Raw genomic sequence first — 25,951 nt, 5'->3', positions numbered from 1 at the left:
AGTTTTTGATTTTTTGTATTTTTAAGCATTCAATAAGCTATATTAAAAAAGACGCTAAAGTCGCAAGTTTTTCAATTTTTAAAAACAGGATTTCACGAACGTTCCTTATGAAAAATAAAACTGAGCAGGATGAACGCCTGTATCTTAAAAAAATCATCCAAAGCCTGAAGGATGCTCTAACTGCTATTAATGAAGATGTCCAAACCCGAGCCAAAGAGTTACAAAAACAAAAGGAGTTCCTCTACGAAAACAAAGCCGGTATGGATCATGTCGAAAAGGTTTCTGTCAGACAATCCATAAACTTATCAGCTATGGTTGGGGATACTGTAGTAGCTAAAAAGTCCCGAATAATGAAATTGGTCAGTTCTCCATATTTTGGCAGAGTAGATTTTAAAAGGAAAAATCAAGCAGATAGCAACTCAATCTACATTGGACTCCATTCTTATTTTGATGAAAAAAAGAATAAAAACCTTATTCATGACTGGCGGGCTCCGGTTTCCGGTTTGTTTTATGATTATGAGCCGGGTGAAGCTGAATATCTTTCTCCGGAAGGTATTGTTAGAGGTGAAATTTTACTCAAAAGACAATACCGCATCCGCAACGAAAAGATGGAGTTTATGCTGGAAACTTCTTTTAATATACATGATGATATATTGCAGGAAGAACTCAGTAAGGCTTCTGATGAAAAAATGAAAAACATTGTGGCTACTATTCAGCGTGATCAAAATAGGATTATTCGCGATGAAGTTTCCAGAGTACTAATTATACAAGGGGTAGCCGGTTCAGGAAAAACTTCAATTGCTCTTCACAGAGTGGCTTTCCTGCTTTACAGATTTAAAGAAAGTCTTGAATCAAAAGACCTTTTAATTTTATCCCCAAACAAAGTTTTTGCAGATTATATTTCAAATGTTTTGCCGGAACTTGGTGAAGAAAGCCTTCCTGAAAAAAGCATAGAGGAACTGGCAAATGAACTATTGAAAAATAAATATAAATTTGAGACTTTTTTTGAACAGGTAAATCAGCTATTAGATAAAAATGATGACTCTTTTGCGGAAAGAATACGCTTTAAAGCTTCATTTGAATTTCTTAATAAACTCAATCAGTTTCTCGTACACATTGAAAACAACTATCTCACACCGACAGACATCCTGATTAGAAGAAATTATGTTGTTCCCGCATGGTTTATTGAAGAACGATTTAAAGCCCGTCATCGAATCCCTATTCTTAAACGCTTTGATGCAATAGTGACGGATATAGAAGAAAATGTAAAAGTCTTTTATAAATATGAAGTCACTACAGAAGAAAGAAACGAGCTCCGAAAAGAAGTTTCTGCAATGTTTAAAATCACTAATCTGCGGAAAATTTATAAGGATTTTTACGACTGGATGGAGAAACCGGATATGTTTAAACTTGCCAAACACTCGAGGCTTGAATATGCCGATGTTTTTCCATTGATTTTTATGAAAATATATCTCGAAGGCAGTAAAACATATAGTCAGGTAAAACATCTTTTGATAGATGAAATGCAAGACTATACTCCCGTACAGTATGCTTTGATAGCAAAATTGTTTAATTGCAAAATGACCATTCTTGGCGATGCTAATCAGTCAGTCAATCCTTATAGCTCCACAAACTCGGAAGATATAAGTAAAGTTTTTTCCGGTAGTAAAAGTGTGATGCTCAATAAAAGTTACCGCTCAAGCTTTGAAATTTCTCAATTTGCACAGAAGATTTCACCCAATTCAAATCTGGAAGCTATAGAAAGGCATGGAGAAAAACCTCAGGTTCTGAAATTTGCTACTAAAGAAGCGGAATTAGAAAAAATTCTATCATTGATAAAAGAGTTTCAAAAATCTGAACACCGCTCTATGGGTATCATCTGTAAAACAAACAAAAAAGCGGAAAGCCTATTTAAAAAATTGGAAAAATTTGAGGATAACCTTCATTTAATCACAGAAAAAAGCAGTACATTTTATTTCGGGATAACTATAAGTAGCGCTCATTTATCTAAAGGACTTGAGTTTGACAGAGTTTTGGTTCCAAGTGTAACAGCTAAAAACTACAATTCAGTAGTAGACAAAAGTATGCTTTATATAGCTTGTACAAGAGCGATGCACAGCCTTGTTTTAACTTACGTAAAAGAAAAATCTGTTTTTTTGTAATTCTCCTCCTCCACCTTTTTTATTTTATTTATACATTATAATTGTAACAAGAATTTTTAAAAACCACTTATGGATTTTCTGTTTCAGCATCATTTTCTTAAAAAATTACTTTTATTGACTGTTTTAACAATGGTTTGCGGCACAATTTCTGCGCAATCTTATCAGCCGGGAGAGGTCTATTTTTCCGATCATGATTATATTGAGTACAGAGCAGGAAATATGCCTTTAATAATAGCTGTGCCGCATGGCGGTTATGAAAATCCTGAGTCGATACCTGATAGAACCTGTAATAGCCCGGTGTATGTAAGAGATGCTTATACACTTGAACTCGGTCAGTTAATTGATAGTGTTTTTGAAATACAATACGGTTGCCGACCGCATATGATAATAAATCATTTGGACAGAAGAAAATTAGATGCAAACCGAAATTTTGAAGATGCTGCCTGTGGAAATACGGAAGCTGAGCATGCCTGGCAAGCTTTTCATTATTTTATAGATGAAGCAAAATCGATTGTTGAACAAGATTTTGACAGGGGTCTTTTTATAGATTTGCATGGACACGGGCACTGGAATCAACGACTTGAATTAGGCTATATGCTGCTCGGTACAACCCTGGCTTTCTCTGACAATCAACTAAATCAACCGGCAATAGTCAATTACAGCAGTATTAAAAAACTGGTCGGAGATAATCTGAATAGTTACACTCATAGCGAATTGTTAAGAGGTGATTTTTCTTTTGGAGCAATGATGAAAAACCGTCAGTATGCATCTGTCCCAAGTCCACAGGATCCTCATCCTTCTTTTGGGGAGCTGTATTTCAGTGGAGGATATAATACTAAGATACATGGGTCTTCAGATGGAGGAAAAATTGACGGCATTCAGCTTGAGTGCAATATGACCGGTGTAAGAGATTCTCATGAAAATCGACAGGCATTTGCAGGGGCTTTAACGGAAGGTCTTGTTCAATACCTGGAAGTCCATTATTTTGGGAATGATAATTTTATACAATGTGCTACATCTACTACCGAAATATCCAAACCGGAATTAAGTAATATCCTGACTTACCCAAACCCTTCGGCCGGATTTGTCAATATTCAACTTGACGAACAATTAGACCTGAACAATACAAATCTTGTTATTTATGACTTAAAAGCTGCTGTTATTTATCAAAGACCCTTGGAAGATCACCGGTTTATGCTTAATCTACATGGCAAAATATCTCCCGGTAAATATTTATTAGTCATCGAGCATCCCCAAAAAACTTTTCGTCAACCAATAATAGTTTTAGATTAAAATTCAGCACTATTTACAAAAGCAAAAAACTGAAAACAATCTAATTAAATAGACTAATTAATTGTTCTAATCGGTCTGACTCTTACATTTGAAGCCGTGACTTTATTGCGACCTTCAGCCGGCATACCGATACCAAAGTGCCTTGCCCAAGCAGATGTAGGAGACGTTTGACTGGAACTCCAATACCAGGATGGGCTTAAATCGACTACTAATTCACTATTTTGATACAATAGCATTAATTCTTCTATAGATGGTAAATACCAATCATCAAATCCATTATGCACCAGATTATTTGCAATTTTTGCAGCGATATTTTCTGTATTACATGCATTAACAATCAACTGAGTATTGGCCATTCCACTTCCTATTTCTTCACTCGTACCTTCCACATCTAAATCTACACATCCCCAACTTGCTGAAGGATCATTACCTGTAACAGTCCAACCTGCAGGTGCTGCTTCCAAACCTCCTCCGGCAGGGTTTACATAAAATACAATTCCTCCTGCAGGTCCGGTTTCACCTAAGGTGTATACTTTCCCCCCATTTTTATCATCATCATCCTTGCTGCATCCTACATTTAATAAAATAGGAATAGATAGCAGCAAAACACAAATCCCTTTTATGCATAATTTATTCATTTTCAATTAATTTAAAATCTTTTAAAAATTTTTAACCGTGACGAACTTACGAAAAATAATATATTTTTAACTATTTATTATAGCTTTAATTTTAGTTAAATACAATTTACTTATATTTAATAATAATTGTAAGAGCTTTTATAGCTGTGTTTTACGATAAGCACAAAGTATTGCAAAAGTGTATAGATAAAGCTAACTTGAAGATTTTAGCACAATAATAAAGGGGAAAACAATGAGCATTTGCTTGAGAAGAGGATTTTAAGCAAATTTTTCTGAAAATTGATTAGCTCTTATTGGAGCATTTCATGCAGTAGGGGCTTTCAGGAAATCCAAAGAGCCTTTTAAATTCAATTTCACTGCCGCATTTTAAACACAATCCCAACTTATCGCTGTCTTTAAGTTCAATTAATTTCTCAAGGTTGGAAAGGTTTGCTTCCAGATTTCTAATGGAAACTTCTGTAATTTCCTTATTTTGAATGGCATCCATTCTACTTACTCTACCTATTGCATTTTCCGGTGAGATAGGCTTAGATGCCTTTTTTAGCATTATTAAATCATCTTTAATAAACAGGATTTTTTTTTCAACTCTTTCAATTAACTTCTCTCTTTGTTCTTGATTCAAGAGATTATAGTTTAGCCGTTAAAGCTTCCTGCTGATCCGGAAACTCAGTTTTATCGAGTATTTTCCTTCTCTTTTCCATAATCTCAAAATAAACTGATTTATATTCATCCATGATAGGTTCTGCCGGTGGCACTTCTACAGTAAGTGGATTTACTTGTACTCCATTTTTCCAAAAGCGAAAACAAAGGTGAGGCCCGGTAGCTAAGCCAGTTTGACCAACATAACCAATTAAGTCACCTTGTTTAACGACCGTTCCGGCTCTTATTCCGGAGGCAAAGCGACTCATGTGTAAATACTGAGTGCTGTAAACACTATTGTGTCGAATTTTTACATAATTTCCGTTTCCGCTGGTATAAGAAGCTCTTTCCACGACTCCATCCCCTACGCTTTTTATAGGTGTTCCTTCCGGAGCTGCATAATCTACTCCCAGGTGAGGTCTGTATACTCTGTGTACCGGATGAAATCTACGTTGTGAATAGCCGGAGCTGATTCTGGAATATTGTAAAGGAGCTTTTAAAAAAGCTTTACGTAAGCTGTTACCATTTTCATCAAAATAATCTCCCAAGCCTTCCTGTTCAAAATAAAAAGCATAAAAAGGGGTATTCCCCCGATAAAAAACAGCAAATTCAATTCTTTCTATTCCAATAATTTTTCCATCGATTTGCTCTTCAATAAAGGCCAATTTAAAGCGGTCACCTCTTTGCAAACGATGAAAATCAATTGCCCATGCATAAACAGAAGAAAGCTCATGGGCTAATATTGTTGGAAGATTGTTTCGGGATAATGTCAGATAAAGTGAAGACTCTATGATACCTGTAGCTAAACGTTTAATCGTTTCAATTTCTTTTTGGTCTCTGTAAACAGCTATTTCGTCATCCAAAGTAAACACTACATAATCTGTGTTATTTACCTCATAGATAAAATGCTGCACCTTCTCATCTTCTTTCGACTTAAGCAATACATAAGGTTGCCCGGCTCGTATCCTCCTGACATTGAAGATAGTATCGGAAGCTTCGGCAATATGGGCAATGGTTGTATGAGATACCCCTTTCCGATTTAAAATAACGCCCAGACTTTCATTTCTTCTTACAACATCCCGCTCAACTAACATTTCAGCAGTGTCAAAACCAAAATATAAATGTATTTCCGGCTCCTCCACAGCAGCTAACTCATCTTCTGAAACAGCATCCTCTGCATTATCTTCTTTAACAAAACTATCCGCTAAGAATATTATTAGAATAACACTTACCGGGATAGACAGTAATAGGATTTTAAAATAAGTAAAAAGCTTTCCTTCAGACATTCTTAAAAATTTAACACTCTACAGTATTTTAAATGATTTCAACTCTGTATCAATACATTTTAGTATACGCATGTAAAGTTACAGATGTTTAACTTTATGATTTGCGCTTATGAAATTAGTCAATAAATAGCTTTCACGGAAAAAAAGCAGGGAAATTTGATGTTTTCTTTCTAACAATTGCTATTAAGTTGTAGTTGATATTGGACATACAAAGCGTGATTTTTAGTGATAAACTAATGTTTGCATGGTTTAGAAAAAGTAGCGAGTGGGGGAGTTGAACCCCCGACCTCAGGGTTATGAATCCTGCGCTCTAACCGCCTGAGCTAACTCGCCATTTTGGAAGTGCAAAGATATAATTTTTTATTGTTTTGAAAGTACAATATCGAAATTTATAAAATTTCTTTCAATTCAAATGTTCTATTAACACGATAGCCTTTCTCTGTTTCTTTAAGGTCGCAACATTCAATATCTTTATCGTGCTCAAAAAACAGTATGTAGTTCTTTTCAAAGGCATTTTTTAAAAAGGCTGCTTTCTCCTTCATAGTTTCCAATGGACGTACATCATAGCCCATCACATAAGGCAACGGAACGTGCACCGGAGAAGGTATCAAATCTGCCATATAGGCTATTGTTTTATTTTTATAACTTATAATTGGAATAATCATAGATTCTGTGTGACCATGTGCCAGTTCATAAGTTAATCCGGGCAAAAATGTAGTTTCTTTATCTACGAATTTTAACATTCCGGCATCCTGTAAAGGCTGAAAATTTTCTTTCAGAAACGAAGCTTTTTCCCGGTCGTTTGGATTTGAAGCCCATTCCCAATGAGCTGAATGTGACCAGTAAGTCGCATTTTTAAAAGCTGCCTTAAGCTCTCCGTCTTCATTTTTAATCACTGCACCACCGACGTGGTCAAAGTGTAAGTGCGTTAAGATTACGTCTGTTATATCGTCCGGATGAAAGCCTTTTTCCTGAAGTGATTGCTCCAAACGCGGTCCATGAGGATGATAATGACCAAAAAACTTTTCAGACTGCTTATCTCCGAGTCCAGTATCTATAAGTATTACCCTATCATCAGATTTGATTAGCAGGGAGCGCATTGCCCACGTACAAAGATTTTTTTCATCAGCTTCATAAAAACGAGACCATAAAGATTTAGGGACAACCCCAAACATGGCACCACCATCAAGCTTAAAAAAACCTGCTGATATTACATGTAGCTCCATAATATTTTAATTTTTTCTGCTTAGAAAATCCCCTTTCAGGTGAACCATCTTAATGGCAGTTAAGGCAGATTCAATCCCTTTATGCCCGGATTTTCCTCCTGAACGGTCAAAGGCCTGTTGCTCATTTTGAGTAGTAACAAGACCAAAAATAAAAGGTATTTTATACTTAATAGACAACTGTGTCAATCCATTTGCCACTGCATTATTTATGTAGTCATCATGCTTGGTTTCACCTTTAACCACACAACCCAGACATATTATAGCATCTGTAGATTTTAACTCGGCTAACATCTGTGCTCCGGGCACAAGTTCAAAACTTCCGGGTACAAGTATTTCAAGGATTGCATCATCTTTAGCACCAAATTTTTTCAGTGTTTCTATACAACCGTCTCTTAAAGTGTCCGTAATTACCTGATTCCATTCTGAGACCACTACACCAAAGCGCATATTCTGTGCTGATGGAATTTTTGACTCATCAAAAAGAGAAGGGCTGTTCAGAGAACTTGACATAATTTTAGGCTGTTATTTTAAATATCCGGTGACTTATTTTCGTGCTTCAACTCTGGCCAAATGCTTTTCTATATTTCTGGCTTCATCAGATAAAGGGTAATCCTCTTTAATTTTTTTGTATTTCTTATGAGCATCGGCATAATTTCCGGTAGTTTCCAGTGCCATACCACTTTTCAAGAGAAACAAAGGAGTAGTGAATGGGTTCGGATTATTTCCGGCAGCTCTTTTATAATATCTGATTCCCCTGTCTGTATTGCCGAGTTCCATATATGCATCCCCTATAGCCCCCAAAGCCATGGTAGAAATCACCTTATCATTAGAACTAAAATTATCAAGCATTACTATTGCCTCTTCATAGTAACCTAAATGTAAATAAGCGATACCACTGTAATATTTAGCCAGGTTAGCTGTTTTTGTAGGTCCGTAAGCTTCAATAATATCTAAAGAGCCTAAATTATTTCCATCTCCATTTAAGACTAACTCCCAATTTTCCTGATCAAAATATCTCTGTACTCCAATTATTTGTGATTGGGCCTCCCTTTCCATAGGGTTTACATAAAAATTCTTATAGCCCACTAAACCACCAATAGCTAATAGAATGATTACAGCAATTGCGGTTAACACTTTACTGTTATTGTTTACAAATTCTTCTAAACGTTGGTAATTATCCTTTCTTACTACCTCTTCCTGATTATTTCTTTCCATTGGTGAAATTTAATGTGTCTTTGATTTTTTAAAATAATAATTTGCTCTTAATCAATGCTGCGAATATACTTATATTTCTTTTTAATGTTTAATATACGGATAATCTTCTTGAGTATATACATCAGTGTATAAGGTTTCCTCGCCCGGAAATTCAGACTCTTCCGCAAATTTAACAGATTCATCAACAATTTCTTTTACTTTATCATGTATACTGTCAATTTTCTTTTGAGTTGCATATTTTTTATCTAAAAGTAATTTTTTCAACACTTCTATAGGGTCTTTACTTTTATATTCTTCCACTTCATCTTTTGTTCGGTATTTTGCCGGATCAGACATGGAGTGACCTTTGTATCTATACGTTCTGATTTCAAGGAAAGTAGGGCCTCCGTCTTTTTTTCTGCCTCTTGCTACTGCTTTGCTCATGGCTTCATGAACTGCAACCGGGTCCATTCCGTCAACAACTTCCGTAGGCATATCGTATGCAAGACCCAACTTAGAAATATCATCAACATTGCTGCTTCTTTTCACAGACGTACCCATTGCATAGCCATTATTTTCACAAACAAAAACAACCGGCAGCTTCCACATCATCGCTAAATTAAATGATTCATGAAGACTCCCCTGTCTGGCAGCTCCGTCTCCAAAAAAGCAGACACAAACATTATCTGTTCCTTTATATTTTTCAGCAAAGCCAATACCTGCACCTAAAGGAATTTGAGCTCCAACTATACCATGTCCTCCAAAAAAGTAATGTTCTTTGGAGAAAAAGTGCATACTCCCACCTTTTCCTTTGGTACAACCGGTCTCCTTACCATATAATTCGGCCATTGCAGCCTTAGGTTCAATTCCTTTTGCAATAGCTAATCCATGGTCTCTGTAAGCTGTAATTATAGGATCTTCTTTACGGGTTGCTGATATTGTTCCGGCAGCTACTGCTTCCTGCCCAATATACAAATGACAAAAACCTCTTATTTTTTGCTGTCCGTATAGCATTCCGGCTCTCTCTTCAAACTTTCTAAGCAGATACATCATTTCGTACCATTCCAAGTAGGTTTCTTTTGTTATTTTTGCTTTTGCTGACATGTATTCAAATTTTGGACAAAAATATAAAAATTAAAGTATTTGGTGGCTACTATGTTCATACGATTTCTCCACCTTACTGAATTTAAAAATCATTCTCAATTAAAATTTGAGTTTACACCCTCTATAAATTGCTTTACCGGTCCGAATGGAATTGGAAAAACAAATCTCTTAGACAGCATATACTTACTATGTCTGACAAAGAGTTTCCTTGCCTCTTCCGAATCTCAAAACATTCCGCATGAAGGTACATTTTACAGTGTTAAAGGTGATTTTTTACTTCAAAAAAAAGAACGCTCTATAAGCTGTAAATATCAAAGCGGTAAGAAAAAATTATTTGAAGAAGATGGGATAGCTTACACCAAATTAGCGGAGCATATAGGTAAAATTCCGGTAGTAATTGTTTCTCCGGGTGATCAGGAACTTATCCTCGGCGGAAGCGAAGATCGAAGAAAATTCATAGATGTAACTCTTTCCCAGATTGATAAAAACTATTTAAAAGCCCTTTCAGCATATACCAAAACGCTTTTTCAACGCAATGCCAGCCTGAAAAAGTTTAATGAAAAAAAATATTTTGACAGAGACTTGATTGCTTTCTATGACCAGGAATTGATAAAAACCGGTAATTTTATTTTTGAAGAAAGAAAAAAATGGATTCCGGAACTGAAAAAAAATCTGACCCGCTTTTACAAGCAGATTTCAAACGGAAAAGAAATTGCAGAAATTGAATACAATTCCGATTTACAAAATGACAGCTTTAAAAATCTGCTGAAGGAAAGTTTGCAACAGGACAGAATTTTGCAAAGAACATCAAAGGGTATTCATAAGGATGACCTCATTTTTACATTAGATGGTTTACCGGCAAAAAGATACGGGTCGCAAGGACAGCAAAAATCTTACTTGCTTTCTATTAAGTTAGCTCAATATTTTTTCCTGAAAGAACAAAAAAAATGTTCTCCGATTCTTTTATTAGATGATTTATTTGATAAATTAGATGAACATAGAAGTATGTTCTTTTTACATACACTTGCAGAAAATAAAATTGGACAAGTTTTTATTACAGATACCAATGAAGACCGAATAATCAATAACTTTGCAAAGATTGATACTGAAGTGAAAATTTTTAATCTTGAAAAAATAAAAAATGAGTGAAGGCAACCAATACCAACTGAAAGATACATTAAAAATGCTTATGAATTCTTACTCGAAAAACCCGCATTCTGCTCAGGCAAGAATTGCACACGCCTATGAAAAGGTTGTCGGGAAAACAGTAGCAAAATATACCGGAAAAGTTTATTTGAAAGACAGAGAGCTTTTTCTTTATATTGAGACTTCACCTCTAAAAAACGAATTAGAATACAGCAAGAAAAAGATTGTTGAAAATCTTAATAAGGAATTGGGTGAAGATATCATTGATACCCTTACTATTAAAAAATTTTAATCAATAATTCTCAGTTAGTTAAACTTAACCTAATCTATATTTAACCTAAAAGCTGCTTCTTTAAGCAGAAATCTACATTATTTTGTAGAAAATTTACCTGCTGATGAAAATTACATTATCTCTGCTATTTATAATACTAATAAAATCAAGTCTTTTAAGTGCACAAACACCAACTTCTTGCTTTGTAATTGAAGATATACTTGTTGATGCCTGCCTTACTCCATCAAATGAGGGTGAAAATGAAATGCTCCGATTGCGAATCGGTCCTAACGATTTAAATACGGCTGATTTAACAGCTAGCTGGCCGAATAATTCTTATAACGGTATTTGCCAGGATGCTCAAACAGCTTCAGTTGTCAATCAAATTAACAATACAATTACAGGCTGTGGTTTTCTAAAAGAACCGGTTAATGGTGTGCTGCCTGCAGGTTCTCAGGTACTTTTTTTTACCAGTACTGAACCGGAAATCAGTTACCATGATTACAGCGCTTTGAACGATACTATGATTGTTATTTTTCAATGTGGCGGAAATCTGGCCGGACACTTCGCTAACTGGGGTACCGGATTGCGAACGACTACTATCACTTTTTCAGGGCCAAACGGTTGCACAGATGTTAAAACTTACGACAGAGCCCTTTTAACTAATCAAAATGGTGGTATTGGTGGCACAGCAGCCTTAAGAGATGGCGCAGGTGTGAGATATAACTTCATTACAGGTGATGTTATCTATTATAACGAAGGTTGTGTTGTACCTGTAACACCGGTAGAAGTAGAAATTTTATCGAATGATACTACTATTTGTCCGGGTGAAAATATTTTTTTGGAAGGCTACAGCTTTAATGCAACCGAAGTTCTTTGGTATGGAGGTGATGGAACATTCACAGATTCCGGTGATTACACAACCACTTACATCTCATCAGCAAATGACAATAGTCCGTTTTATATTTATTTCCAAGCGGTAAATGCTTGCCAAATCTTAACAGACTCCATATTGATAACCCCAACTTCCGGCCCTCCCCTTTCATTAAATATAAACCCGGGAAATACTGTCTGCATAGGTGACACTATTCAATTATCAACAAATTCAAACGAACCACATCAATGGTTTAAAGATGGCACTTTGATTAGCGGTGAAACTTCAAATACAATTTCATTAACCGAAGAAGGCAGTTTTTTCGCTCAGATTGATAATGCAGGATGTATACAAACTACTGATACTGTAGTGTTAAATTTTGAAAATCTACTTTCTGCTGAAATAAACAACACCAGCCCGGGAATGATTTGCTTAGGTGATAGCCTTACTTTAAATACCGATGCAGGTTTTTCTGAGTACCGGTGGTTTTTTAACGATAATCTGATAACTACCACAACTGATAATTTTATCAATATTTCTGAAGAAGGCTCTTATTCTGTTTTAATTAATCCAAGCTCATCTTGTACCGATACGTCAGCTTTATTTAATGTAGTCGTAAACTCTCCAATGGAACTTGCTATTTTAAGTAGCGATAGCTTTAATATTTGTCAAAATGAATCAGCAACTATTATCGCAGATCCCGGATTTAGTAATTACCAATGGTTTATAAATGGTGCCCCAATTTCTGTTAATAACAATGAAGTAAGCGTTAACCAAGCCGGAAATTATTATACAGAAGCTATCGATGCTAATGGCTGCCAATCCACATCTACAAGTGTAAATGTTCAAGTTTCTGACACTACAGAAATTATTCTTACTGTATTACAAGGGAACCCGGATTTTTCATTTTGTCCGGAAGATAGTTTAATCGTTTTGCTGCAAGGTGTCTGGCAGAATCAAGAATGGACTAATCAGAATAATCAGGTAGTTAGCTTAACAGATAGTTTAGTCGTTAACCAGTCTGATGTTGGAGAATATACAATCACCGCAGTTAACAATTCCGGTTGCCCCAGTACATTTAATTTAGAAGTGGATGTACTGCCTACAACAGACATTGACATTTTATCTGAAAATGGAAACATGCTTTGTAGCGGAGAAACCACCGTACTTTCTATTGGCAGCAATTATCAGGAAATAATATGGAATAATGAAATAACTGCTGAAACTATCGAAGTGGATACTTACGGTACTTATGAAGTTTCTGCTTTAGACGAAAACACTTGTATGGTTTCCGGAAGTACTTTTATTGATTTTGCTGCAGAAATATGGTATAATTTAGAAGACACCTTAACAGTTTACTGCAAAGAAACCTATACAATCGAGAGCTTCTCTTCTGATGCAGTGAGTTTTAGCTGGTCTCCCTCAGAAATTTTCACTGACAACAATTTAGAAAATCCGGAGATAAATGAAGTTTATAGCGGGCAAATTAGTGTTACTATGGAAGATCAAAACAATTGTACTAAAGTTGCTGAATCTCATGTAAAATGGACCCCTTGCGGAGATTTATTTTTACCTAATGCATTTGCTCCCGACGGATTGAATAACACCTTTAGTGTACTTGGCAAAATCGAATCAATCCGAATTTTTAACTTAAAGATATTCAATCGATGGGGTGAGTTGGTTTTTGAAACTTCAGAGCCAAATGTCGGATGGGATGGAATGTATAAGGGACAAAAAGCCCCTATTGGTTCTTATGTATGGTTTATAGACGGAAGGTTTGAAGACGGCAGGATATTAAAAATTAATGAAACTGTAAGCGGTAATGTCCTTTTAATCCGCTAAAGGCATTTATCCGTGGAATTCTCCTTTTAAATTTTGATAAAGTAGTTCTATTCTGCCGGTCCTTTTTATTTTTGCAATGAACTGCATATTCCAATTTACGATTTATTAGATTTTGAATGCTTACGAATCTTTTCATTATCATTTTCATGGCATCAGCATTGCTCTATTGTTTGTATATCTACAGATATCAGATATTTTGGAAAAAAGGATTGCTCACTTTTTTTGATCAGCAGGAATCAGCACCTGAGATTTTTTTTTCAATCATAGTACCGGCAAGAAATGAAGATAAGAGAATTTCGGAATGTTTGAAATCAATTTTAAATCAAAACTATGCTGCCGGCCAATTTGAAATTCTTGTAATAGACGACAACTCTACTGATAACACTGTTAAATTAGCCTCTTTATTTGACAAAGTAAAAGTAATTTCACTTACAGAAAATGAACAGGGGAAAAAAACAGCTATTGAAAAAGGAGTTCAGGCCGCAAAAGGAGAACATATTGTTATCACAGATGCAGACACAATAAGAGGAGAATACTGGCTAAAAGGTCTTTCAAAAAAAAATCAACAATCTGAAACTACACTTTTGACAGGGCCGGTACTTTATAAAATTGAGAAAAATAATTTTTTTGAGCACTTTCAATACTTCGATCAGATAGCCATGACAGGTATTGCAGCATCTTCTCTCGGTTCCGGAAAGTCAGAAATGGCAAATGGAGCCAATATGGTATTTAAAAAATCCTTTTTTGAAAAAGCAAAGCCCTTTGAAAGCAATAAAGATTTTCCCGGGGGCGATGATATTTTTTTATTATTAAAGGCTTTGGAAAAAGATGAAAAAGTAGCGTATTCATTTGATTACAAAACTATTGTTTTCACTTTTTGTGCAGAAAATTTTAAAAGCTTTTTTAACCAAAGAAAAAGATGGATTGCGAAATCAAAACTTTTGGGTGAAAAACGAATTTTCATTACCTTAACTTTAGTCTATTTTTTTCATCTGATGATTTTGGCAAGTCTCGTTTTTTCAATTTTCAATCCCATCTTTTTGCAGGTGTTTTTAGTCATGTTTTTACTAAAAAGCATAGCCGACTATTTATTTATTTCTGCTGTTGCAAAACATTTTAAAGAAAATTTAAATATACTTTTATATCCTTTTATTCAGATATTACACATAGTCTATGTATTGATTGCAGGTGTTTTTAGCATATCCGGTAACTTTGAATGGAAAGAAAGGAAGTATGATTTTTAACCATTATAGTAGTATTGTTTTTAGAACTTTCGTATTTTTCGGCCTAATTTCAACTTAATTCAGGAATGAGTCAGCAGGTGGAAAAAAATAATAAAAATAAATACAGAAGCCCTTCCCAACGAGCTTGGAAAAGGTTTAAAAAAAACACGGCTGCTGTAATTGGCTTAGCTGTAATTATTATTGCCGTTTTGATTGCTATTTTGGGCTATTTAATCACACCTGACTCTACCAGAAATGCCAATGATCAGATTCTTCAGATAACAAATAAAGAACCCGGTTTCTCCATACAGTTGCTTCACCGAAGAAAAAACCGGGAAGTAGTAAAAAGAAACTTTATCGGTAAAATGATAAGCGGTCAGGAAAACCCTTATGAACTGATTCCTATAATAGATTTCACTTTAGAAGATGGTGTTATTAAATATAATGAATTTCGGGGAAAAGAACTCCCGGGCTTAGCCGGAGAGATAAATTTGGCAGATGCTCACTTTGCTCTTTCTACAGAAAATCCGGATGTTAGAATTGATGGGAATACTATTTTTTTCAATGATTATGATGGAGTTGCCAGAGAAGAAAGCATCACTGATTTAAGCCAAATTACCGAACGGAAACTTATTAAAACGACCACTTTTATTTTGGGCACGGATCGTTTTGGCAGGGATAATTTAAGTCGCTTGATTATAGGGGTTCGAATATCCCTTTCTGTAGGACTGGTGGCTGTTTTAATTTCTTTGATAATTGGTATTGTTTTAGGGGCTTCTGCCGGCTATTTCAGAGGTCGTTTCGATGATTTTGTAATCTGGTTTATAAATGTTGTTTGGTCTATCCCAACCATTTTATTGGTAATAGCAATTACGCTGGCTCTGGGCAGAGGTTTCTGGCAGATATTTGTAGCTGTTGGTCTGACAATGTGGGTTGAGGTTGCCAGAATTATTAGAGGACAAATCCTAAGCCTTAGGGAAATGCAATTTATTGAAGCTGCAAAAGGGTTAGGATTTTCACATGCACGAATTATATTCATTCACTTACTGCCAAATGTTGTAGGGCCTATAATAGTAATTTCCGCTGCAAATTTTGCTTCTGCAATTATTATAGAAGCAGGCTTAAGCTTTCTGGGGATTGGGGTTCAGCCTCCAATGCCTTCCTGGGGCAGTATGTTGAATGAAAACTATGGATATATTTTAAGTACAAATCCGTTTTTAGCAATTATACCGGGAATAGCAATTATGTTATTGGTTTTATCTTTTAACTTGATAGGAAATGGTTTTAGAGATGCAATGGATGTGAAAACAAATATGTAACTTAGTTCAGATTTTAATTTAAAAATGTTAGCACAATCGCCTAAATCAAACGATAAACTTTCAGAGCTGGAACGTCTGCTTACTATTAAACAGATGCAGATAAACTCGTTGCTGGAAGTTTCTCAGGCTATCAACAATAACTTTTCCACCAAAGCCATATTCCGAATTTATGAGTTTATACTGAAGGCACAGATTGGCGTTAACAAAATGGCTGTTTTTATTAAAGATGATGAATGGGAAATAGGAGCAGAATCCGGTGTTAATAAAAAAGAAACGCTCCAATCAATTAATGCCAACCACTATTTTAAAGACATAAAATCAGTCTCTAAATTAAAAAAAGATACTTATCCTGAGCTGGAAGAATTTGAGTTTGTTATTCCTACTTATCATAAAGATGAACCATTGTCATACTTGCTGATTGGCGAACTTAAAACTGATAACTACGATACCATAGAAGAGAAGTTGAAGTTCATTATGACCATTACCAATATCATAGTGGTTGCCATTGAAAACAAAAAGCTGTTTAAAAATCAAATTGACAGAGAGCTAATTAAGCGTGAACTGGAAATTGCTGCAAAAATGCAATCAATGCTTATTCCGGATAGTCTGCCTAAAAATGAATTTATTGAAATGGCAGCTATTTATATTCCTAACCAGGATATAGGCGGTGACATTTATGACTATGTAAAGCTTTCAGATGAAGAGTTTGCCTTTTGTATAGGTGATGTTTCAGGCAAAGGAGTAGCTGCAGCTCTTTTAATGTCAAATTTTCAGGCAAACTTTCAAATTATTATAAACGAAAAGGGTTCTTTAGAATCTTATATTAAAAATCTAAATAGACGCCTTCTCTCCATCACTAAAGGAGAAAAGTTCATTACTTTATTTCTGGGTATTTATAATACAAAAACTAAAAAGCTTAAGTATGTGAATGCAGGACACAATCCACCTATACTTGTAAATAAAGGAAAACTTATTGAATTAGATAAAGGCACGACAATTTTAGGAATGTTTGAAGAACTTCCATTTGTAAATGAAGGTGAAGTGTCATTAGAAAAGAACTCTTTACTTTTAACTTATACCGACGGTCTCGTTGATATAGAAAATGAAGAGAATGAAATGTTTGATATTGAAAGAGTAAAAGATTTCTTAAAAGAATATCAACACTTAACAGTCCATGAGTTTAATTCAAATCTGTTCAAATACATAGAAAGTTTTAAAGGGACTCAGCTTTTTCTGGATGATATCACTATTCTAAGCTGTAGATTCTTTTAGCTTTTTCTCATTTTCAGATTTAACACTCAAGTCTAAGCGTACCATTAGTGCAAGTGACATAAAGTATAAACTCCCCAGTTTATCTGTTTCTACCAAATCGCTTAACTGAAGACTAACATACATCATTAGTATGGAAAGTGTTAATGCAATGGCCATGTTTTTATGTCTGTCGCTTTGAGCCTTTGAATATATTCGCTGTCCCAGATATAAAGAATACAAGGTAATTATTAAAAAAAGAAAAAAGCCGACTAAGCCTTGCTCAACAAGCATTAATAGATAATAATTGTGTATAGTAGATCGCTCTTCATTGTCGCTAATATAAGTTTCAAAAGCTGAAACTGTATGTCTTTTGTAAGTGGGGTAAAAGTTATTTGGTCCATAACCCATTAAAGGCTTTTCCTGAAACATATTTATACCTGCAATCCATCGGTAAATCCTCTCCATACTGGATGCATCCTGAAACTGATATGTCGCAGAAATATGCTCCTCCCAATTGCCATGATAAACTGTTTGTTCAAAATCAGGAGAAAATAACATGAACCTATTGTCATTTGCAAAATGATAGACTATCCCACCAACAATAAGCAAGCCGGCAATTAAGGCCGGGACAGTTGCTTTTAGTTTTATGATAAAATAATATATGGCTGCCAAAAGAAGTGCTAATAAACAAGCACGTGTATAAGAAAAGTAAATGCCGATAAAGAAAATGAGGATTGAAGCGTTGAGTAAAATCCTCAAAAAAGAGCCTTTATTATACCAACTTCGGGCATAAAAAATAAAAGGAATGAATAAAGTAAGCATTGTTCCATAGCTCACATGGTTTCTAAAAAAAGGAACAACCGGAGTATTAATTTCGCTAAAAGCAAAGTCTAACTGATAATGTCTAAATAAAGTCTGAACAGCTGTAAACAATAGTGGGATAAAAATAAACCAAAATGCTTTTCTTGCCGTAGATTCATTTTTTATAATCAATGCAGTAAGAAAGATAAAGACTATATAATACCAGCTTTTGGCCAATAAAAACTTGAAAGCAACAAAGCTGTCATCAGCAAAAATCGCTGTTATAAACATCCAAACCCAGTGAATTAAAAGTAAGACTATTAGTGGGTGGGAGATAAACTTTTTTTCCACAACATAAGGCTTGCTCAAAACATACATTAAGTAAACAAGCATTAAACCTATAATCAGTGGTTCAGTAGGTAAATCTGTTGCTAATGATTTTGAAAAAAAAAATTCCGTTGATAAGGGTAGAAAAAACAACATCATGAAATATGTTGCTTTAAAATTATATACTGAAAGCGCTACTAAAATTACGGCAACCGGTAGCAAATAAAAAACAACTATACCTGTTACCTGAACTGCAAAAAATGCCAGCAGGGTGAAAGCAAGCATCGCCCAGGATAATAAACTATAATCAAATGTTTTTAAAAAGTTATTCATCATCTTTTAAGGCTGCCTGAATATAATAGAATCTGTCAATCAACAGTAGACTAAATATCATAAAGAGAACACCTCCTATTGTAAATCCTACAACAATCAACCACCGGATAGGCTTTGCTTTCTTTTCTGCCGGATAGGCTTCTTCTATTATAAAAATGGAAGGAATATCTTCTCTTGCTGAAAGCTCATACTGACCGGATAAAGTATATAGTTTATTAAGCTCTTCAATTGAACTGGTTTGTCTTTTACTAAGAACTCTGTACCTTTCCACAGCTCTTAAGTCCTGACCGGTATAAACGGCATCCTGATTACTGCCTCCTGTAGTAACTCGGCGTATATTATATTTTTCAGCTAAAAACGAAAGGCTGTCCGTTAAAAATTCAACTTCATTTTCCAAATTTACAATCTGATCGGTAAAGAGATGAGCTATAGCTTCTTTATTACTTCCTACCAGACCTTTATTAATCTGATCAACTCTTCCAACTGCTGCATTAACAATTTTAGCCGCTAAATCCTTGTCTGTATCTAAAAAGCTGATTCTAATTGCATTTAGCTCTGTTTTAATAACCGAATACTGCTTTTCAAATTTCTCCATTATTTGAGTCTGAGGAAACCTAGAGTTTGGGTTAATCTCGTAGTGCTCAAATAAATTAAATCGGTCTATCAGATAATTAGATACCTGAGGTGAATTAGCAATAGAAATTAATCTGTTTACATCATTTTTAGTACCAAAGTAATCAATAAATCCATCCGAGCGCTCAACACTAAAAAGAGTCTGGCGATCTGTTAAAGAAGGGTTTGCCGGATAAAATGTTGAATAAGATAAAAACCTTTCAGGAATTACAAAGGAAACAATAATACCAACAACTGCTGATAAGATAAATGCTATAAGCAACCATAATTTTCTTTTCCAAAAAATTTTTATAGCGTGAAGTAAATTAAATTCGTTTTGCATTTGGATTTAAATATGTTTAAAAAAAAGAGAGAGATTTTTGCAAAGGTAACAAAGACTCATAAATAATTTAAATAAATATCCGGGTGGGATTTTTAGTTTGTAATCATAATCTATCTGCGTCTAAAGTGTTTAAATCAAGGAGCTTTAATTAATTTTTCCTGTAAGGGTAAAACATCTTTAGCCATAGATAATGATACACTTTCCCATAGCTTATCGGCAGTAATGTCCCACGAAAACATTTTAACCCGTTCAATACCTTTGGAAACCAACTCTTCCACAAATTTATTGTCAACAGCTATTTTTTTCATACTGTCAGCAATACTTTCAATATTATATGGGTCAACGATAATTGCTGCATCACCACCAACTTCCGGCATAGAACTTCTGTCAGAGGTAACAACCGGCACCCCGGACGCAAAACTTTCAAGTATTGGAATTCCAAAACCTTCAAATAAAGAAATGTAAAACAAAGCAGTTGCAGCTCCCATCACATCTACTAATTTATCTAAAGTTAAATGACCTAAAAAGATAACATCATTCTTAAACTTCATGGACTCATAAATATCAATAGCCTCCTGATATTTCCAACCTTTTCGCCCGGCAACCAAAAGTTTAATATTGGAATCATTATTCTCACGAAAATGCTCATAGGCCTTCAGTAGATTTTCAAGATTTTTTCTGGGCTGAATTGTGCCTGCAAACAAAAAATACGGGCAACCATCAGCTACTCTATCTTGTATTTCTTTTTGTTTTATTTTTTCTACAGGCTTAAATCGATTGTTGAAACCATTTGGGATAACATCAATTTTTTCAGAATTTATCCCATATTTTTCACTTATATCTGAGGCCGAAAAATTAGAAACGGTAGCTATCCTTGAAGCCTTTTCGGCATATAAAGGTGTGAAATGCTTATAGTATTTATTCGTCAATTTACTTACATGGTCATCAAAATGCTCAAAAGCTAAGTCATGTATGGTTAAGTGGGTAGGAATCTTAGTTTTTAGAGAAAGGTAACCATCTTGTGAAATGAAATAGTCGCACTTATGCTTTTTTAAATAATAAGGAACCATGTATTCAAACCATACATACCATAACAAAGGATGTCTGGCAGGAGGATTGATGACTACCGGAATTATATTATCCGAAAAAATGAATGAGTCATCAAATTTTCTGTCAAAGAAAAAATAAAAAGTATGCTGTGGATTATTTTTAGTAATCCTTTTTAATGTCTCATTTGTGAACCAGCCAATCCCTTCTAACTTATCTTTTATCAGAAATCTGGCATTTACCGCAATATTCATTTACTAACTTTACTATTTCCGATAATTCAATTAAATCCTTTAAAATAACCTGATTATTAAAACAATTATTGCAGAATAATATCAGGGTGTTACTTTTTCTTTAAAAGCATGTATAACTTCCTGATCCGGTGAAGGGCGATGCACAAACGCAATAATACTTAAATTTTCTTCATTCCAGGATGCAGGTATTTCTTTTTGAAATGTAGTTACAAAAACTCTTCCGGGCACTTTAGACTCAGCCAAATTAATACCACTTAATGGAGTTATCAATGCTCTGACAACGTGTTGATGATTATATTCATCTACAATGCCTCCTTGTGTAACCTGTGGCTCAATTATATTGTCTTCGTAAATAACCACACTCAGGCGGTTTTCAAAGCCAACTGCTTCTGTATAATGTAATGTAGTTTGAAAATCAAGCATTCGCGTTCCCGAATCAAAACTATGGTTTAAACTAATATTTAAAGGTGTTGAAAGTTGTAGACGTTCAGATACAAAGCCTGCCCACTTTGAAAGCAATACTAAAATAGTATTTTCTCCGCTAAATATAAACCGGTCAATTCCTGCTGAGGGTTTTCCCTGTATACCGCCCAAAAAATCTTCTGTTTGCTGAGCTTCGGGGATTTTCAAATCCTGAGAACTTTGGGGTAATGGCTGACCTAACAACTCGGAATGCCAACCAAGAGCAATTACTCTATCCGGATTATTTTGCTGAAGGGTATTAATTAAAGTATGTCCATCGGGGCAGTTTACACACCGAACACCTGTAAATTCGTCTATTAAAACATTTTTTTGCTGAGGAGATTCTACCTGATCGGATACATAAGTTGTGTCTGATAAAGCCTGCATTCCACCTAAATCAATAACAGGACCTTTTTCTGTACAAGATTGGAGCAGTAAAATCAAAACTGCCATTAACTGAATCTTCTTTATTAATAATTTCATAAGTAGAAGTTTAATCCTTGTTAAAAATATTCGTCTATATTTAATTAATGACAAATTCCGTATATTACATTATACTAAAATGAAGTTGTCAGTTGAAATTTTACTCCACTAAAAGCAGGCTCAAAACGACATACTCCTCCGGTACAAATCACTCCTTCGACTTGTCGCACATAACTTGTAGTAAAACGATGAGCTCCCGCCGTATATGATGCAAAAAGCGAATAATAATGTAAAGCTTCTGTATCTTTTGATTCATTTGGCGCATAATTATACATATCAGATACAGCAAAAGACCATCGTGGCGCAATATTATATTCTATTAATCCATAGACCCAACTACCAAAATCTTGTTCATTATACTGATATTCGGCTTCCACTCTTATAGAATGTCTTCTGTTAAAACGATAGGTTAGTTCAACAAAAGGAGTTATAGCTTCCACCATAGGTTCACCGGGTTTCTCTTCATAAACTGCCTGATTATACTGCATGTACTGTATTCCGGCTACGCCTGTCCATTTTCTGCTTTTCCTGATTGTCAAATCTAAAAAGTATTCCCTAAAAAGTAAATCATCACTAAAATCCCTGATTTCTGCAGCATTAAAACCTAAGGTATAACCTCTTACCGGCACATACGATAAATCTAGATTAAAAGCCAGCTCTTCCAATTCTTGTGTTGCTGCAGCATACCTTGCTATTAATCTTCTGTGTTGCTGACGTGCAGTGGGAGGAATAAAACCAATCATACCGTCCAACAATGCTTCATTTGGGGAAGTTCTAAAAACAAAATTCTCGGTTCTTTTAGCTTGAAAGCTCGCGCCAAAACCGGGTCTTGAATAACCAACAACGCCATACAATACATTTCCGGGTCTGTCTCTTAAACGGTTATCAGCTGTTCGAATAGCTTCATTTGTTTTTACCGCTCCTTCCAGATAAACATTAAATGCACCGATATCCATCGAATTGTATGCTGATGCAACAAATGTATTATAACGAGGGACAAACCTTTCCTCTTCCGGATAGGTTTCAATAGTGTTTACAATTAAATTCATTGAAGATTGATCTAGGGTTCTGTTTACTAACGCAACCCCCGGAACCATTGTCAGATTCCCTTCTTCTGAGCTTATAAAGTATTCAAGGTTTACGCCCTGAATTATAGGATTATATAAATCAAAACGATTTTTTTGAACACCCGCCAATCCGGTTATCATAAGATTCTCAATCGGTTCATATTTTACACTCATTCCAAAAAGTGCATTATCAATCCCTAAACTCCTGTCTTCATAAGTTCTGAAACTAATACCGCTTCCAAACTGCTCATAAATATAACCACCTTCCAGAGTTACATTTTGAAATCTCTTTCTTACAAACCACCTTCCAATACCTATTCCATTGTATGGTGTTCCCGGATTATGCAGATTTGAGTTATTAAACATATCCATGCGAATACCTACATCCAGATTTATATCATGATTCGTATATAACAGACTAAACCAAGCATCTGTTGAAGAAAGTAAGTTATCATAATGAGGTGTATTTACAGCCCCTATAGCTTCATCTCTTTGGTAGAAATCACTATTTACCATTAGCTCACCTGAAAAATTTCCCTGACTGTAAACTTTTATAAAAAAAACTATAAAAAAAGGTAACAAAAGTATCTTCTTAGTCATAGATGATAATGTTTGAAAGTGTTATAAATGAATTACCCTCCTTAAAGGGGAGGGTAATTCAATGTAGAAAAATATAATTTCAGCTTATTGAACTATCAATCTTTTTGTTACAATACTATCAGCATTTCTGATATTAATAAAATAAACTCCGCTATTTAAATTGTTTACATTTAAAGTTTCAGTATAATACCCGGGATAATGCATTCCGTAGTCAACAGTTTTTACTGATTTACCAAGCAAATCTATTATATCTATTGTTAAATTACCTTGCTCTTTAAGAACAAAAGCCATATTCACTTTGTCAGATGTTGGGTTTGGATAAATTTTAATCTGCATTTTGTCATTTACTAAATCAGCTTCTTCAGCACTAAGAACAATTTGAAAAACTTCATTTTCAGCACTTTCGTTGAGTGACATTTCTACAGCATTAAAAATTTCCCTGTCATTCCCGTCAGAAGAAAAGTTTTGAACAAGTGCAACTACACGTATTTGATCTTCGTCATATCCGGCAGGAATGGTATAAGTAAACTGGTAAGAGAAAGTTTCTCCACTAGCTATTGATGTAGGTAATGAGTTTATTTCTCCCCACGGACCTCCCAAAAAAGCTCTGGCTACATTCATGTGATTATAACCTACAATTGGATTTCCGGCACCTTGATAAGGATGACCGGATTGGTTATTATAGGCATTTGCCTGATTATACCCCGACCCGGTTCCTGTTACACTATCTTCCACTATAAAGACATTTAGTCTGGGTTCTCCTTCAAAACTACTGTGAGAAGTTACTTCCATATCAACTGTTATCATTCTGGAAGATGCGTCATAGGTGTTTTCAGCGCTTACTGTAAATGGTACTGTTGCACCTAATCTTTCTAAATAGCGATTTTCCCATGTAGTTCTACTCGCATCTACACCACTTTGACCCGGAAATTGAAATCTATCTATAGTTCCTGTAGGGTATCCGCTTACAAATTCACTTCCTACGGTGTTGCCATCTGCAAAAGCCATAGCATCGCCATTATGAATACTAACCGTAATTGCATTATCATGATTTTCTCTGATATTTCTTAATATATAGGATCCGTCCGGACAAAACTGACACCATGCACCTGTATGTTGTTCAATCACTACATTTTTAGAAACCACCACATCAATTGCCGTAATGTTTTTCTGAATTTCATTATCTGTTAATGTAGTAATGTCCTGACCATTTGGTTTGTCAACTGCAACAGTGATTGTATAATCCTGTGCAACGGCTAAATCAAGTTTGGTATCATGAGTAAAATCATATGTTTCTCCAAATTCAATATTTATACCGGAAATAGTTGAAGTATATACAGTACCTCCTCTATTCCAGCTAACATCAAAAGAAGTTAATGGCTCTGTTCCAAAATTTATAACCCTTCCATCTAAATCATAATAGCCAATATTTAAAAATTCAGGTATATCGACACTTACAAGCCTTAAGTCATATGGTTCAGGAATGAATACATTCACGCTGTTTAAAGCTGCACCGTACAACCAGCCTCCATTGTCATTATAATGAAATCTCAATCTTACGTCCGAATAACCTGCATAGCTATCCAAATCGACCATAACTGTTTGCCAGCTTTCCGACCCTTGTAAATTCATCAAATTGCTATAAGTAGCACCACCATCTGTTGATATCTGCAAAAAAGCGGTTTCAGTATCCCCATCATACGAACCTCCTAAAAAGTAGAGTTCAAATAAGAGTTTAACTTCCCCGGAAATCCCGGCTAAGCTAAAAGACGGAGATATAAGGTAATCCTGACTTGCATTACAATTACATCTGTCATCATTTGCTGCCACCACATTTGTGCCGTCCGGCGAGTCCTGAATCCCAAAAAAAGCACTGGATAATGAAGATGTGGTTCCCCACCCCCATCCGTCTGAGCCTGCAGCCTGTTCAGCTGTCCAACCGTTATTAAAAGGATTCGTTTCGAAATTTTCCGATAAAATTGACTGTCCAAAAGATGTAAAAGGGAGGACAAGTAATAAGGCTAAGAAAGTTGATTTAACACTACTATACATAATTCTTTGATTTAATTCAAGGTAAAATTAAAGAATTATTTTTTCTTTTTCTTACTTTTCCAAAATTTTATTTTTAATGATAAAATTTGTTTTTTATCAATC

Annotated in this window: 21 protein-coding genes and 1 tRNA gene; 8 read left to right on the top strand and 14 right to left on the bottom strand. The window is 35.0% G+C overall.

Going from position 1 to position 25,951, the window contains the following annotated elements; translation table 11 throughout:
• Positions 1 to 107 precede the first annotated feature (107 nt).
• On the top strand, positions 108 to 2,162 hold the full coding sequence (locus EA412_05495; GenBank protein ID TVR79890.1) for a helicase: 2,055 nt from the start codon (positions 108 to 110) through the stop codon (positions 2,160 to 2,162).
• 69 nt (positions 2,163 to 2,231) lie between these two features.
• Entirely contained in the window at positions 2,232 to 3,455 is a 1,224-nt protein-coding gene (locus EA412_05490; GenBank protein ID TVR79889.1) for a T9SS C-terminal target domain-containing protein, read from the top strand.
• A gap of 53 nt (positions 3,456 to 3,508) precedes the next feature.
• Here the strand turns inward: EA412_05490 and EA412_05485 are convergent, their stop codons facing one another.
• The 8 genes from EA412_05485 to pdhA all read right to left on the bottom strand — a co-directional run bounded on the left by EA412_05485 (position 3,509) and on the right by pdhA (position 9,542).
• Positions 3,509 to 4,093 carry a DUF1566 domain-containing protein gene (locus EA412_05485; GenBank protein TVR79888.1) on the bottom strand — a complete coding sequence of 195 codons (585 nt, stop codon included), beginning with the start codon at positions 4,091 to 4,093 and terminating at the stop codon, positions 3,509 to 3,511.
• A 283-nt stretch (positions 4,094 to 4,376) separates the two neighbouring features.
• Complete coding sequence (locus EA412_05480; protein TVR79887.1) at positions 4,377 to 4,715, bottom strand: TraR/DksA family transcriptional regulator; 339 nt, start codon at positions 4,713 to 4,715, stop codon at positions 4,377 to 4,379.
• Positions 4,716 to 4,719: 4 nt separating this feature from the next.
• Positions 4,720 to 6,018, bottom strand: coding sequence for a peptidase M23 (locus tag EA412_05475; protein ID TVR79886.1), 1,299 nt, complete (start codon positions 6,016 to 6,018; stop codon positions 4,720 to 4,722).
• A 259-nt stretch (positions 6,019 to 6,277) separates the two neighbouring features.
• Positions 6,278 to 6,351: transfer RNA gene (locus tag EA412_05470), tRNA-Met, on the bottom strand.
• Positions 6,352 to 6,407: 56 nt separating this feature from the next.
• Positions 6,408 to 7,244, bottom strand: a complete 837-nt coding sequence (locus EA412_05465) for an MBL fold metallo-hydrolase (GenBank protein ID TVR79885.1) — start codon at positions 7,242 to 7,244, stop codon at positions 6,408 to 6,410.
• A gap of 6 nt (positions 7,245 to 7,250) precedes the next feature.
• Positions 7,251 to 7,754 (bottom strand): 6,7-dimethyl-8-ribityllumazine synthase, encoded by a 504-nt coding sequence (locus EA412_05460; GenBank protein ID TVR79884.1) that lies wholly within the window; start codon positions 7,752 to 7,754, stop codon positions 7,251 to 7,253.
• A 33-nt stretch (positions 7,755 to 7,787) separates the two neighbouring features.
• On the bottom strand, positions 7,788 to 8,459 hold the full coding sequence (locus tag EA412_05455) for a tetratricopeptide repeat protein (GenBank protein ID TVR79883.1): 672 nt from the start codon (positions 8,457 to 8,459) through the stop codon (positions 7,788 to 7,790).
• An 81-nt stretch (positions 8,460 to 8,540) separates the two neighbouring features.
• Positions 8,541 to 9,542 (bottom strand): pyruvate dehydrogenase (acetyl-transferring) E1 component subunit alpha, encoded by a 1,002-nt coding sequence (gene pdhA / locus EA412_05450; GenBank protein TVR79882.1) that lies wholly within the window; start codon positions 9,540 to 9,542, stop codon positions 8,541 to 8,543.
• A gap of 51 nt (positions 9,543 to 9,593) precedes the next feature.
• Between pdhA and recF the strand changes: the two genes are divergently transcribed.
• From recF to EA412_05420, 6 genes are all read left to right on the top strand, one after another.
• Positions 9,594 to 10,691, top strand: coding sequence for a DNA replication and repair protein RecF (recF, locus tag EA412_05445; protein ID TVR79881.1), 1,098 nt, complete (start codon positions 9,594 to 9,596; stop codon positions 10,689 to 10,691).
• The gene (locus tag EA412_05440; GenBank protein TVR79880.1) at positions 10,684 to 10,980 is read left to right on the top strand and encodes a DUF721 domain-containing protein; all 297 of its coding nucleotides are present in this window, start codon (positions 10,684 to 10,686) and stop codon (positions 10,978 to 10,980) included. The genes recF and EA412_05440 overlap by 8 nt, the downstream gene beginning before the upstream one ends.
• Before the next feature lie 103 nt (positions 10,981 to 11,083).
• Positions 11,084 to 13,675, top strand: a complete 2,592-nt coding sequence (locus tag EA412_05435; protein TVR79879.1) for a gliding motility-associated C-terminal domain-containing protein — start codon at positions 11,084 to 11,086, stop codon at positions 13,673 to 13,675.
• Positions 13,676 to 13,791: 116 nt separating this feature from the next.
• Positions 13,792 to 14,919: a glycosyltransferase gene (locus EA412_05430; GenBank protein TVR79878.1), complete on the top strand. Its 1,128-nt coding sequence runs from the start codon at positions 13,792 to 13,794 to the stop codon at positions 14,917 to 14,919.
• A gap of 65 nt (positions 14,920 to 14,984) precedes the next feature.
• Positions 14,985 to 16,217 (top strand): ABC transporter permease, encoded by a 1,233-nt coding sequence (locus tag EA412_05425; GenBank protein TVR79877.1) that lies wholly within the window; start codon positions 14,985 to 14,987, stop codon positions 16,215 to 16,217.
• 24 nt (positions 16,218 to 16,241) lie between these two features.
• Positions 16,242 to 17,489 carry a serine/threonine protein phosphatase gene (locus EA412_05420; protein ID TVR79876.1) on the top strand — a complete coding sequence of 416 codons (1,248 nt, stop codon included), beginning with the start codon at positions 16,242 to 16,244 and terminating at the stop codon, positions 17,487 to 17,489.
• Here EA412_05420 and EA412_05415 read toward each other — a convergent pair.
• The 6 genes from EA412_05415 to EA412_05390 all read right to left on the bottom strand — a co-directional run bounded on the left by EA412_05415 (position 17,469) and on the right by EA412_05390 (position 25,849).
• Complete coding sequence (locus EA412_05415; GenBank protein ID TVR79875.1) at positions 17,469 to 18,932, bottom strand: O-antigen ligase family protein; 1,464 nt, start codon at positions 18,930 to 18,932, stop codon at positions 17,469 to 17,471. The two genes, EA412_05420 and EA412_05415, sit on opposite strands and share 21 nt — an antisense overlap.
• Positions 18,922 to 19,884, bottom strand: a complete 963-nt coding sequence (locus EA412_05410; GenBank protein ID TVR79874.1) for a hypothetical protein — start codon at positions 19,882 to 19,884, stop codon at positions 18,922 to 18,924. Before EA412_05410 ends, EA412_05415 begins: the two co-directional genes overlap by 11 nt.
• Before the next feature lie 134 nt (positions 19,885 to 20,018).
• Positions 20,019 to 21,185 carry a glycosyltransferase family 1 protein gene (locus EA412_05405; protein TVR79873.1) on the bottom strand — a complete coding sequence of 389 codons (1,167 nt, stop codon included), beginning with the start codon at positions 21,183 to 21,185 and terminating at the stop codon, positions 20,019 to 20,021.
• Positions 21,186 to 21,266: 81 nt separating this feature from the next.
• Positions 21,267 to 22,130 (bottom strand): hypothetical protein, encoded by an 864-nt coding sequence (locus EA412_05400; protein ID TVR79872.1) that lies wholly within the window; start codon positions 22,128 to 22,130, stop codon positions 21,267 to 21,269.
• Between the two features lie 74 nt (positions 22,131 to 22,204).
• Entirely contained in the window at positions 22,205 to 23,797 is a 1,593-nt protein-coding gene (locus tag EA412_05395) for a hypothetical protein (GenBank protein TVR79871.1), read from the bottom strand.
• Between the two features lie 84 nt (positions 23,798 to 23,881).
• Positions 23,882 to 25,849: a T9SS C-terminal target domain-containing protein gene (locus EA412_05390; GenBank protein ID TVR79870.1), complete on the bottom strand. Its 1,968-nt coding sequence runs from the start codon at positions 25,847 to 25,849 to the stop codon at positions 23,882 to 23,884.
• Positions 25,850 to 25,951: the final 102 nt, after the last annotated feature.

The organism is Chitinophagaceae bacterium, from assembly GCA_007695095.1.
Lineage (GTDB): Bacteria > Bacteroidota > Bacteroidia > Chitinophagales > REEL01 > REEL01.
This window is presented reverse-complemented; position numbering and strand designations above follow the sequence as displayed.